This window comes from Arthrobacter sp. CDRTa11 (genome assembly GCF_026427775.1).
In the GTDB taxonomy this organism is placed as follows: Bacteria; Actinomycetota; Actinomycetes; order Actinomycetales; family Micrococcaceae; genus Arthrobacter.
This window is the reverse complement of record NZ_CP044532.1, coordinates 447,766-459,491: the sequence shown is the minus strand read 5'-3', so window position 1 is coordinate 459,491 and position 11,726 is coordinate 447,766. Positions and strand designations below refer to the sequence as shown.

Here is an 11,726-nt window from a genome sequence, read left to right as displayed (position 1 = left end):
TCCCGCCTGCCTGTAATTCACGCTTCCGGGAGGACCATCGTGTTCAAAAAAACTTTAGTCGCGGTCATGGCCGCATCAGCCCTCGCCCTGACCGCATGCGGCGGCGGCACCCAGGCCGCCAGCACCGGCGGGGACGCAGACAAGAAGATTGTGATGGGCTTTGCCCAGGTCGGCGCAGAAAGCGGCTGGCGCAGCGCGAACACCAAGTCGGTCCAGGAATCCGCCAAGGAAGCCGGGATCGAGCTGAAGTTCTCCGACGCCCAACAGAAGCAGGAAAACCAGATCAAGGCCATCCGGTCCTACATCCAGCAGAAAGTGGACGTCATCGCTTTCTCCCCCGTGGTTGAATCCGGTTGGGACACCGTGCTGAAGGAAGCCAAGGACGCCAAGATCCCGGTCATCCTCACGGACCGCGCAGTGGACTCGGCCGACAAGTCCCTCTACAAGACCTTCCTCGGCTCCGACTTTGTCCTCGAAGGCAAAAAGGCCGGCGAATGGCTGGTAGCCGAATCGAAGGCGGCCACCGACACCGTCAACATCGTCGAAATCCAGGGCACCACCGGCTCAGCCCCCGCCAACGACCGCAAGGAAGGCTTCGAAGCTGCCATCAAGGCCGACCCGAAACTGAAGATCATCGCCTCCCAGAGCGGCGACTTCACCCGCAGCGGCGGCAAGCAGGTCATGGAAGCCTTCCTGAAGAACAACCCGGACATCGACGTTGTCTTCGCCCACAACGATGACGAAGGCCTCGGCGCAATCGAAGCCATCGAAGCCGCCGGCAAGGTCCCGGGCAAGGACATCAAGATCATCACCATCGACGCCGTCAAGGACGGCATGACCGCCCTGAGCACCGGCAAGATCAACTACATCGTCGAGTGCAGCCCGCTGCTGGGCACCCAGCTCATGGACCTGGCCAAGAAGGTCCTCGCCGGTGAAACCGTACCCGAGCGCGTAGTCACCGAAGAAACCACCTTCACCCAGGAACAGGCCATCAAGGCCCTGCCTACCCGTCAGTACTGAGTTACCGCTCACCTGATCGTCCGTGCGGTGGCAGCAGCAAACACGCCAGCCGCTGCCACCGCACGGATCAACACAGAAAAGATACCTAGGATGAACGAACTCGTTCCGGTCGTCGAGATGACCGACATTGCCATCGGATTCCCAGGGGTCAAGGCCCTTGACGACGTCAGCTTCCGTCTTTTCCAAGGCGAGGTGCATGCCCTGATGGGCGAAAACGGGGCGGGCAAGTCCACCCTTATCAAGGCGCTGACCGGCGTCTACACCATTGACTCAGGACGCATCACCGTCCTGGGACAGCAGAAGAACTTCTCCACGCCTGCCGAATCCCAGGCGGCCGGCATCAGCACGGTCTACCAGGAAGTCAATCTCTGCACCAACCTCACCGTTGAAGAGAACGTCATGCTGGGGCGGGAGCCACGGCGGCGCGGTTCCATCGACTGGCGCGGCGTACGCGCCCGCACCCGTGAGGTCCTGGCCCAGCTCCACCTGGAACATGTGGAACCGGGCTCCTTGCTTTCCGAACACTCCATCGCGGTCCAGCAATTGATCGCCATTGCCCGCTCCGTCGAAGTCAACGCCAAGGTCCTGATCCTGGACGAGCCGACGTCGAGCCTGGACGCAGATGAAGTCAACCAGCTTTTCCGGGTGATCCGGGACCTCCGTGACCGCGGCGTCGCCATCCTTTTCGTGTCACACTTCCTCGAGCAGGTCTATGAACTTTCAGACCGCATGACAGTGCTCCGCAACGGCAAGCTTGTGGGCGAATACATGACCCGCGACCTTTCCCGCATGAACCTCATCTCCAAAATGATCGGCAAAGACCTGGAGGTCCTGGAGGAACTTGACCAGGCGTCCACCCGGTCACAGGCCAGGCTGGCGGCGAACGCCCAGCCGTTTATGGAAACCGAGGGACTAGGCCGAAAAGGATCCGTCTCCGGCGTCAACCTGTCCATCTATCCCGGCGAGGTGGTGGGACTGGCCGGGCTCCTTGGTGCCGGACGTACCGAGACCGCACGACTCCTCTTTGGCGCCGACAAGTCCGATGAAGGCTCCCTCAAGGTCAAGGGCCAGCCGCTGAAGTTACGTTCCCCGCGCACCGCCATCGACCATGGCATCGGATTCTGCTCCGAAGACCGCAAGGAGGAAGGCCTCATCGGCGACCTCACCGTCCGTGACAACCTGGTGCTCGCCATGCAGGCAACCAAAGGCTGGGCACGGCGCATTCCACGGCGGGTCCAGGATGAGCTCGTTGCCGAGTTCATCAAGACCCTCGACATCCGGCCGGCAAACCCCGATGCCCTTATTCGCAACCTCAGCGGCGGGAACCAGCAGAAAGTGCTGCTGGCCCGCTGGATGGTGACGTCCCCGGACCTGCTGATCCTGGATGAACCAACCCGAGGCATTGATATCGGAGCGAAGACCCAGATCCAGAAACTGGTCAACAAGCTTGCCTCCGAAGGTATGTCCATCCTCTTCATCTCCTCCGAGCTGGAAGAAGTGCTCCGGCTCAGCGACCGCATCGCCATCATCAAGGACAGGGCCATGGTGGCCGAAATCAGTAACGACGACGTTTCCGTCGAAGACGTCCTGACAGTCATCGCCGGAGGCGCCCAGTGAAATCCATCCTGAAGAACCGGCTGGCCTGGCCGGTCCTGGCCCTCGTTGCCCTGCTGGCAGTCAACCAGATTTTCCGGGGAGACTTCCTGAGCCTGCGGATGCAGGACGGCCATCTCTACGGCAGCATCATCGACATCATGCGCAATGGTGCCCCCACCATCCTGATAGCCCTCGGCATGACCCTGGTGATTGCCTCCCGGGGCATCGACCTTTCAGTGGGTGCTGTGGTGGCCATCGCCGGTGCGGCCTCCTGCGCCTACATCGCCGCTTCTCCGGAACCTGCTTCGCCGGCAACCGCCGCCGTGGCAGTGGTCATCGCCGTGGTGGCGGGCCTGGTGCTGGGTGTCTGGAACGGATTCCTGGTGTCCACCATCGGGGTCCAGCCCATCATTGCCACGCTGGTGCTCATGACGGCCGGGCGCGGCATCGCCCAGCTCATCACCGACGGCCAGATCGTCTCGGTGACCAACGACAGCTACAAAGCCATCGGCGCCGGATACCTCTTCACCCTTCCGGTCTCCATCCTTATCACCGCCGTTGTCTTCATCCTGGCAGCCGTACTGACCCGCCGGACAGCCCTGGGAACCCTGATCGAGGCAGTTGGCATCAACCCCGTGGCGAGCCGGCTGGCCGGGCTGCGGGCCCGCAACATTATCTGGATCGTCTACATCTTCAGCGCATTCTGTGCGGCGATCGCCGGACTCATGATCAGCTCCAACGTCACTGCGGCGGACGCCAACAACGCCGGCCTGTACATCGAAATGGACGCGATCCTCGCCGTCGTCATCGGCGGCACGTCCCTCGCCGGCGGACGCTACAGCCTGGTGGGCACCGTGGTGGGAGCTTTTATCATCCAGACCCTGACCACCACCGTCTACACGCTGGGCATTCCCCCGGAGGTCACCCTGGTGTTCAAGGCCATCGTGGTCCTCACCGTGTGCCTCCTGCAGGCGCCAAAGGCCAGGAACCTGTTCAGGAACCTCAAGCCGGCAAGTCCGCTCCGCACCAAGGAAAAGGTGGCAGTCTGATGTCTCCCCTCTCCACAGTGGCCCCGCCCACTCCCCGCAAGTCCTTTGCCGTCCGGAACCGGATGCGCACGGGTGCCCGTTACGCTCCCACCCTGGCTACCCTGGCCCTGTTCATCCTGATGTTCATCGTCGGCGCCGGCATGTACCCCAGCTTCCTCTCGGGCCAGGTGCTCCTGAACCTCTTCATCGACAACACCTTCCTGATCGTCCTTGCCGTCGGCATGACCTTTGTCATTCTGACCGGCGGGATCGATCTGTCCGTCGGAGCCGTCGTCGCGCTTTCCATGATGGTGACGGCCAGCATGCTCCAAAACGGGTGGAATCCGGGCATCGTCATAGTGGCCGTCCTGGTCATTGGCGGCGGCCTCGGACTGCTGATGGGGCTGGTCATCCAGTACTTCGACATCCAGCCATTCATCGTGACCCTGGCCGGGATGTTCCTGGCCCGCGGCCTGTGCTACGTGATCAGCCTCGACTCCATTCCCGTCACGGACCCTTTCTTCACCGGGATGGCGCAGGCGCGGATCCCGCTGTCGGAGGAGCTGTTCATTTCCCCAGGTGTGCTGATCGCCCTGGTGGTGGTGGGCCTGGCGTTCTTCGTCCTTCACCACACGAGGTTCGGCCGGACGGTCTACGCGATCGGCGGCAATGAGAACTCAGCCATGCTGATGGGCCTGGCCGTGAAAAGCACCAAAGTCCTGGTCTACTGTGTCAGCGGGCTGTGCTCGGCGGTTGCCGGGATCCTCTTCTCCTTCTACAGCCTGTCCGGCTACAGCCTGGCCGCCCAGGGCATGGAGTTGGATGCCATCGCCGCTGTGGTCATCGGCGGAACCCTGCTGACCGGCGGAGTCGGCTACGTGCTGGGTTCGGTGGTCGGAGTCCTGGTACTGGGGATCGTCCAGACCTTCATCGCCTACGACGGAACGCTCAGCTCCTGGTGGACCAAGATTGTGATCGGCGGCCTGCTGCTGGTCTTCATCCTGCTGCAGCGGCTCTTCACCAGACGCACAGCGTAAGCCCAATCCCCACAGCGCGAACTGGCAGCAGATTCCCTCAGATTCGGATTTTGAGGGCATCAGCTGCCGGTTCGCGCTTGTTGTATGAGCGCCTGTTGTCTGAGCGCCTGTTCTAGATGGCCGCGGTGCTTCCGCGGACCACCAGCTCCGGCGTCACCACGATTCCGCTGACGGCAGCACCCTGCTCAATCTCCCCCACCATGGCATCCACGCAGCGCCTGCCGAGTTCCTCAAAGTCCTGGCGCACAGTAGTGAGCGGCGGAACGAAATACGCCGCTTCAGGGGTGTCATCAAAACCGACCACGGAGACATCTCCCGGGACACTGATCCCGGCCTCGCTGAAGGCCCGGAGCAGCCCAAGGGCCATCTGGTCGTTTCCGACGAAAATTGCAGTGGCTGAGCGTTTCCGGGCCAGCTCGCGGCCGATGGCGTAGCCGCTGCCTGCGCTCCAGTCGCCGTGGGCCAGGAGATCATCCTCCAGCCCGGCGGCGCGGAGGGTCTGGCTCCAGCCTTCTGCCCGGGCCGCGCCGTCGATCCAGTCAAGCGGGCCGGAGATGTGGCCGATCCTCCGGTGTCCCTGATCGATGAGGTGGCGGACGGCAAGTTCTGCACCGCGCTTCTGGTCCACCATGGCACCGCTGATTTTGTCGTTGCCCAGGGAGCCTACCGTGACAACCGGTACATCCAGCGCCATCTCGTCCAGGGCGCTGAGCGTCTCAGAGTGCGGGACCACCACCACCACTCCATCCACGGACTGGTCCTGGAAGTGGCGGAGGGCATCGGAAATGGTGTCCCGGTTGACGGTCTTGAGCGCTGCGATGCTGACGAAGTAACCGGCGTCCCGCGCAGCCTGCTCCACACCCAGGATGGTGTTGGCCGGGCCGTACTGGGACAGCTCGCTGCCCACCACACCAATGGTCTGGGACCGCCGGGTGACCAGGCTGCGGGCAGCGGTGTTGCGGCGGTATCCCAGCTCCGAGATGGCCGCCTCCACCCGCTCCCGTGTGGCCTTGCTGACGTTGGGATGGTTGTTGACAACCCGGGACACGGTCTGGTGTGACACACCGGCCAGCGCGGCTACGTCATTGAGGCGCGGTAGCCGGCGGCCGTTGATGTTCGCCACAAGAGGCCTTTCCACTGGAGGGTACTGATCCATATCCTATGGCCCCGCGGCCCTTACGCCGTGTCTATTTCCCGCGAGCCAGCAGTGCGTCCGCAAACACGCTGGGGATGTCCTGGGGTGCGCGGGCAACATAACTTGTGCCGCCGGTGGCCGCGGAAATCTTCGTCAGTGTTTCAGCGTCCGCGTCTTCGGTGATGCCAATGGTGACAATCACCACCGGTTTGGCCGGATCCCGTTCCCGCTGCAGGGTCTCCAGTAGCTGCTCCAGGGTGAGGGACTCGGGGTCCTCGTTGGCGCCGTCGGTGAACAGGATGACGCTGTTGATGGCACGGGAGTCGTAGGAGGCCTGAACTGTCCTGAACGCGGCGAGGGTGGAGTCATAAAGGCCCGTTGCTCCGCCGGTGCGTTCGGACAGGCCGGCAATCCCCGCCACGAGGCGATCACGTTGGGTCACCCCGTCCACCACCTGGTCCATCTTCCGGATGGGCTCAAGCTCCAGGTAGTCCTGGCTGCCGCCGCCAAGGCCGATTGAGAAGGCCCACAATCCGAGGGCCGCGGTGTTGGGAAACAGTTTGCTGCCCGTGGTGGCTGCCTGCTGCGTCAATTCCATCCGCGTCTGGTTGCCGGCCGGAAACTCCATGGAGCCGGAGACATCCATCACCACCAGGGACCGGAACGGAATGGCCTGCACAGACCAGGCGCTGAGGGCCTGGCTGACTGCCTGCGCGGAGGCCGGGGCGAGCGCCACAACGGGACCGGCACCCTTCTGGTCCAGGAGGTTGCTGCTGTCCGCGGGGCGCAGCCCCTGGCCGGCAAGGTTCGTCCTGCCCTCGTCCGTGGCCACCTGCTCAGCAAGGGCCCGGGCCGCCGCGGCCACGGCCTGGCCCCGGGTCCCGCTTCCGGCAGTACTGACCAGGGGGTAGTTCAGCGACACGGCACCGCTTGCGGGGACCGAAGCGGCCAGGAGGGCCCCTGAAGTGGTCTTGGAAAACTTCAGCCAGGCCTCCTCCGTGACGATGACGAATCCGCCGGATGTTGCCACAGACTCAAGCTGCTGCACGTCCGAGAGCTTCTCCCCCGCCCGCTGGCTTTCCTTTTGGGCCAGCTGTGCGGTGGCCGCCTGGAGGGCCTTGGCGTCCGTCAGGCCCGCCTGGACTTCCGATACCGCCCCCAGCAACGCAACTTCGCCGCTCCCGGTGACCAACGGATCGCCGAAGCGTACGCCGGGAGCCTGCAGGGCACTGAGCCACGTCGCAAAAGCCGCGACTTCCCCGGCCCGTCCAACGATGACCCCAGGCGTTGACGCCAATGAAGGCACGATGACCTCCGGCGGGGTTGTGGTGACCACCCGTTGGACCCGGACCGCAGAATCCGCGACCCACACATCCGGTGCATCCTTGCCTGCTGATACCTTGGCCGCCAATTCCGCCTGGCTCAAAGTTGCGAAGGTGAAGTTCACGCACGCCTCCGGCGGAATCCGGGAGGCTGCCTGCTCCAGCACCGGTGCCATGGCAGCGTCCGCTCCCACAGTTACGTCAACTGGATCGGTGCAATGGGAGGCCTCTGCCGGTGTGCGCATCCCCATGATCCACACCACGGCCCCGCCGGCCACTGCGAGGGCTACGATCGTCCCGAAAACTATGGCAATGCGCGCCCAGGGGAAGCGGGACGGGCGCGGGGATGCGCTGTGACGTGCACGGAGGGCGGCTCGGCGAGCTGACATGAACGTGGCACCTATCTGCTGGGTACTCCGGCGCGCCGGAAAGGAGCCGGCCAGCACTTTCCCCATGACCTCCCGACACTGGGAGGCCGGAAGGCCGCGGAACCAGATCAGTATACGTAAAGCGTGTGAGCGATCACATTCGGCGGCATATTTGGCAGGAAACAAAAAACCCCGGCCTCCTGGTGACAGGAAGCCGGGGTTTTCCACTCTTCGCTAAAAGAGTGGGCCCTGTGGGGCTCGAACCCACGACCCACGGATTAAAAGTCCGATGCTCTACCAACTGAGCTAAAGGCCCCAGCCGACGGCCATAACAGCCATCAGCCCAGTCCATTTCTGGACGTTAAATACTGTACCCCACGCGCGGGGCCGCTCTGCACGGTGTGGGCATCGCCGTCGTACTTTCCTCCCGGGATCTCGGCTGCGGCGCTGGAGCCGCCCTCCTGCGCAGATATGCGGCACAGGGTTCTGGCGCCGCTTCGGCACCGCCCTCCGGCACCGCTTTCCGGCATAGCATTCGACGGCGCCCCTGGAGCCTTGGGAACCCCTGAAGCCCAGGTGCGGCCGGATGCTCGATTTCCGCCGCAGCACAGGAGTAGCGTGGGTGCCATGAGCGAGCAAGCAGGACCCAGCCACTACGGCGGAGCCAACCGGCACCACAAGCCCAAGCCCTTCGCCCCCATAGATTTTGAACCGTTCGCGGGCGGCGCCGATCCCGCCCGCGTCTCCGAGGCCGCCCACCTTGCGGCCCAGGCGCTGGTGCGCCATGGCCGTGACAGTGACGACCCCGTCATCACGGAACGGCTGGTCAGGCTTGCCGACGAGCAAGGCCTGGAGGCCATCGCCGAGCTGTGGGCCGAGAGCCCTGCGCGCTCCCTGCCCGGTGCCCTGTGGCGGCTGTATGCGCTGCGGGCCGCCACCGTGCAGGATCCGGAGCGGATTTCGGTGTATTTCCGTGCAGGCAAGGACACCGCCCAGGTCTCCAACGTGGTGGCGGGCGCCGCCGAGCCGCCGGGAGCCGAGGAGATGACCGCCATGGCAGACGCCATTCTGTCCGGAGCGTTCGACGGCGAGTTCGACGTCGCACTGGAACGGTCCGCAGCTTTCTGCCGGGTCGTGGCGCTTGGCCAGGCCACCATCGCGGACGGGGCAGAGCACGCCAATGAGGCCCACGCGAGCAAACTGACGCGCAACTCCCATCAGCTGGTGAAAACGGCCGAAGACCTTGAGCACGCCGCCAACGCCTGGCGCCTGGGAGAGCTGGACTGACCTGCGCTGAACCCCATGGGGGTCCGATCTGTCAATGTTGACTTGGGCCAGCCAACGTAGAACACTGAAACTGGTGTCGAGCCGCGAAACCCCCGGGCTTCAACAATTAGCCGCCTAGAGCGGCCTACCGCCGAGAGGCGTATCCGGTTCGGCACCATTTTTGTGCCCGCTTATCTCGGCTCCAAGAGGATCCAGTGTCCAATTCCGGCCGGAACGGCTGGCACCGGTAGAGTTAGGGTCAGCTGCGGGCCGGCGTCAAGTCACAGGCCGGCGGCTCCCAGCCCAGTACATCCTCCGGAGACCGGTACCCCACGTGAAGCTGCGCCTTTTCCCCCAGGAGCCCGCCGGGCTGAACCTCCTTTCGCAGATGGCGCACCAGATAGTGCTGGCCAGCGCCACCCTGGCCGAGATCCTGGGCGTTCCCGCCGCTGAGCACGCCAAGCTGGTGGAGGACATGCACAACCACGAGGCCAAGTCCGCGGAACTGCACTTCGCACTGCTCACGCATATGCGTACCAGCTTTGTGAACCCGCTCCCCCGCGAGGACATGTACGCGCTGTCCCGGTACCTCAACGAGGCCATGGAAAAGATGGATGCCGCCGCGGAACTGGTGGCTCTGTACAAGCTGGAACGGCTGCCCAAGCGGGCAGCTGACCAGCTGGAGATTATCAGCCGCCAGGCGGAACTCACCGTGGACGCCATGCGCGGGCTCAACAACCTTGACGACCTCGAGGACTACTGGATCGAAATCCTCCGGCTTACCAAGCGTGCTGAGCGGACCCACCGCGTCTGGGTTGCTGACATGATCGCCGACATGAAGTGGGCGCCGTACGCCCGAAACCGGGATATCGCCAACCAGTTGGTGGAAGTCACTAAGGACATGCGCCGAATCGCCACCCAGGTGGGCAGCATCATCGTCAAGGAATCCTGACGTGTCTGGGGCAATCTTCAGCGCGGTGGTCCTGCTGACTGCCGCGTTTGCCTTCCTCAATGGTTTCAGGGACGTTTCCACCTCGGTGGCCGTGGCGGTCCGCACGCGGGCACTGACGCCCACCGTGGCGGTGCTCCTTGCGGCCTTCTTCAACTTCCTGGGGGCCCTGCTCAGCGCCAGCCTGGCAGTGGCAGTCAGCCAGCACTGGATCAGCCTTCCTGCCGGTACGAATGGCCTCAGCATTCTGGTTGCAGGCCTCGCGAGCGCCTTTGCCTGGGGCGTCCTGCTGTGGTGGCGCGGGATTCCGGCATCCTCCACGCACGCGCTCGTGGGCGGGCTCGCCGGCGCCGGGCTGGCCAGCGTGGCGGTAGGCGGGACAGGCGTGGGCGGGGTGGACGAGTCGCTTCTCCTCCAGGTGGTCCTGCCGTTGCTGCTCTCCCCGTTGGTGGCCTACAGCGGCGCGTTCCTGCTGGTTTTCCCGGTGACCTGGGCTGCCCGCTATGCCCAGCCGAATGTCATCAACCAGCGCTTCCGGCGAAGCCAGTCCATCGCAGCAGGCGCGGTGGCGTTCGGGCACGGGCTGCAGGACGGACAGCGGGTCAGCGCCGTGCTGCTGCTTGCCCTGCTCGCGGCAGGCTATTCCGACGGCGGCACCATCCCTGTGTGGGTGGCGCTGCTCTCCGCTGTGATGATCACGGCAGGAACGCTGTTCGGCGGCTGGCGGATCTCGCACACCATCGGTTACAAAGTCACCAGGATTGATCCGCTTCGGGGCTCGGTGGCCCAGATCTTCAGCGCCGTGATGCTTTTTGTGGGGGCCATCGGACTGCACTGGCCGGTGTCCACAACGCACACGGTGACCTCGGCGGTCCTTGGAGCCGGCGAAAACCAGAACTTCTCCGTGACCAACCGGAAGCTGGTCATCCGGATCGTGGGGCTGTGGATCCTGACTCCGGCCGCGACGGCGGCCGGAGCTTTTGTGCTGGCACTGGCACTGTCCCCGCTGGCTGGCTAAGCGGCCGGACAGGGCAACGCAAAAGCGGCCCCGGCCCGCTTGAGCGGTGCTGGGCAGCACCGTTCAAGCGGTCCAAGGCCGCTGTCAGCAAAAGCCTTGCGAGCCGGTGGGCCCACGGCCTGGGGATCGGCTGGGTGGGCCCACGCCGCCAGGGTTCCCTGACCGAGCTTGCGAGGTTAGGGCGGCGGTGGGGATTATCCGAAGCGGCCGGAGACGTAGTCCTCGGTCGCTTTGACGGTGGGGTTGCTGAAGATGGTGTGCGTGTTGCCGAATTCGATCAGCTTGCCCGGCTTGCCGGTCCCCGCAATGTTGAAGAAGGCAGTCTTGTCCGAGACGCGCGCGGCCTGCTGCATATTGTGGGTCACGATCACCACGGTGTACTGGTCCTTGAGCTCGTTGATGAGATCCTCAATGGCCAGGGTGGAGATGGGGTCCAGCGCGGAACACGGTTCATCCATCAGGATGACCTGCGGCTCCACGGCGATGGCCCGGGCGATGCAGAGGCGCTGCTGCTGACCGCCGGAAAGGCCTGAACCCGGCTTTTCCAGCCTGTCCTTGACCTCGTTCCAGAGGTTGGCGCCCTGCAGCGACCGCTCCACCAGGATGTCTGCCTCGCCCTTGGAGATCTTCTGGTTGTTCAGCTTCACACCCGCCAGCACGTTGTCCCGGATGGACATGGTGGGGAACGGGTTGGGCCGCTGGAACACCATGCCGATCTGCGAGCGCACGGTCACCGGATCAACGCCCGGACCGTACAGGTTATCGCCGTCCAGAAGGACCTCGCCTTCCACACGGGCACCGGGCAGCACCTCGTGCATGCGGTTCAGGGTGCGGAGGAATGTGGACTTTCCGCAGCCGGAAGGACCGATGAAGGCCGTCACGGATTTGGCCTCGATGTTGATGGTGACGTCTTCCACGGCCAGGAAATCGCCGTAGTAGACGTTCAGGTCCTTGACGTCGATACGCTTAGACATGGTGTTCCTTCAC

10 protein-coding genes and 1 tRNA gene are annotated in these 11,726 nt (G+C 64.2%); 7 read left to right on the top strand and 4 right to left on the bottom strand.

The window, feature by feature from the left end; translation table 11 throughout:
- The first annotated feature begins 66 nt into the window (after positions 1–66).
- The 4 genes from F8G81_RS02120 to yjfF all read left to right on the top strand — a co-directional run bounded on the left by F8G81_RS02120 (position 67) and on the right by yjfF (position 4,681).
- A complete protein-coding gene (locus tag F8G81_RS02120) occupies positions 67–1,020 on the top strand; it encodes an ABC transporter substrate-binding protein (RefSeq protein WP_267277398.1) in 954 nt (317 codons plus the stop codon).
- A 90-nt stretch (positions 1,021–1,110) separates the two neighbouring features.
- Positions 1,111–2,637 (top strand): sugar ABC transporter ATP-binding protein, encoded by a 1,527-nt coding sequence (locus F8G81_RS02115; RefSeq protein WP_267277397.1) that lies wholly within the window; start codon positions 1,111–1,113, stop codon positions 2,635–2,637.
- Positions 2,634–3,665 (top strand): ABC transporter permease, encoded by a 1,032-nt coding sequence (locus F8G81_RS02110; protein WP_267277396.1) that lies wholly within the window; start codon positions 2,634–2,636, stop codon positions 3,663–3,665. Before F8G81_RS02115 ends, F8G81_RS02110 begins: the two co-directional genes overlap by 4 nt.
- Positions 3,665–4,681, top strand: a complete 1,017-nt coding sequence (gene yjfF / locus F8G81_RS02105) for a galactofuranose ABC transporter, permease protein YjfF (protein WP_267277395.1) — start codon at positions 3,665–3,667, stop codon at positions 4,679–4,681. The genes F8G81_RS02110 and yjfF overlap by 1 nt, the downstream gene beginning before the upstream one ends.
- A 112-nt stretch (positions 4,682–4,793) precedes the next feature.
- On the opposite strand, the gene F8G81_RS02100 is transcribed toward yjfF, so the two are convergent.
- The 3 genes from F8G81_RS02100 to F8G81_RS02090 form a co-directional block, all read right to left on the bottom strand.
- Positions 4,794–5,819 carry a LacI family DNA-binding transcriptional regulator gene (locus tag F8G81_RS02100; RefSeq protein WP_267277394.1) on the bottom strand — a complete coding sequence of 342 codons (1,026 nt, stop codon included), beginning with the start codon at positions 5,817–5,819 and terminating at the stop codon, positions 4,794–4,796.
- Between the two features lie 49 nt (positions 5,820–5,868).
- Complete coding sequence (locus F8G81_RS02095) at positions 5,869–7,527, bottom strand: VWA domain-containing protein (protein WP_267277393.1); 1,659 nt, start codon at positions 7,525–7,527, stop codon at positions 5,869–5,871.
- Between the two features lie 222 nt (positions 7,528–7,749).
- Positions 7,750–7,822 (bottom strand) — tRNA-Lys (locus F8G81_RS02090).
- A gap of 311 nt (positions 7,823–8,133) precedes the next feature.
- Between F8G81_RS02090 and F8G81_RS02085 the strand changes: the two genes are divergently transcribed.
- From F8G81_RS02085 to F8G81_RS02075, 3 genes are all read left to right on the top strand, one after another.
- On the top strand, positions 8,134–8,793 hold the full coding sequence (locus F8G81_RS02085; protein WP_267277392.1) for a hypothetical protein: 660 nt from the start codon (positions 8,134–8,136) through the stop codon (positions 8,791–8,793).
- Positions 8,794–9,106: 313 nt separating this feature from the next.
- Positions 9,107–9,724, top strand: a complete 618-nt coding sequence (locus F8G81_RS02080) for a DUF47 domain-containing protein (RefSeq protein ID WP_267277391.1) — start codon at positions 9,107–9,109, stop codon at positions 9,722–9,724.
- A 1-nt stretch (position 9,725) separates the two neighbouring features.
- The gene (locus F8G81_RS02075; RefSeq protein ID WP_267277390.1) at positions 9,726–10,739 is read left to right on the top strand and encodes an inorganic phosphate transporter; all 1,014 of its coding nucleotides are present in this window, start codon (positions 9,726–9,728) and stop codon (positions 10,737–10,739) included.
- A 194-nt stretch (positions 10,740–10,933) separates the two neighbouring features.
- On the opposite strand, the gene pstB is transcribed toward F8G81_RS02075, so the two are convergent.
- Positions 10,934–11,713 (bottom strand): phosphate ABC transporter ATP-binding protein PstB, encoded by a 780-nt coding sequence (pstB, locus tag F8G81_RS02070; RefSeq protein ID WP_267277389.1) that lies wholly within the window; start codon positions 11,711–11,713, stop codon positions 10,934–10,936.
- Between the last annotated feature and the right edge of the window lie 13 nt (positions 11,714–11,726).

Bases quoted from the DNA above. Each gene is read 5' to 3' on its own strand.
- F8G81_RS02120 (WP_267277398.1), top strand. From the start codon at position 67: ATGGCCGCATCAGCCCTCGCCCTGACCGCATGCGGCGGCGGCACCCAG.
- F8G81_RS02115 (WP_267277397.1), top strand. From the start codon at position 1,111: ATGAACGAACTCGTTCCGGTCGTCGAGATGACCGACATTGCCATCGGA.
- yjfF (WP_267277395.1), top strand. From the start codon at position 3,665: ATGTCTCCCCTCTCCACAGTGGCCCCGCCCACTCCCCGCAAGTCCTTT.
- F8G81_RS02095 (WP_267277393.1), bottom strand. From the start codon at position 7,527: ATGTCAGCTCGCCGAGCCGCCCTCCGTGCACGTCACAGCGCATCCCCG.
- F8G81_RS02085 (WP_267277392.1), top strand. From the start codon at position 8,134: ATGAGCGAGCAAGCAGGACCCAGCCACTACGGCGGAGCCAACCGGCAC.
- pstB (WP_267277389.1), bottom strand. From the start codon at position 11,713: ATGTCTAAGCGTATCGACGTCAAGGACCTGAACGTCTACTACGGCGAT.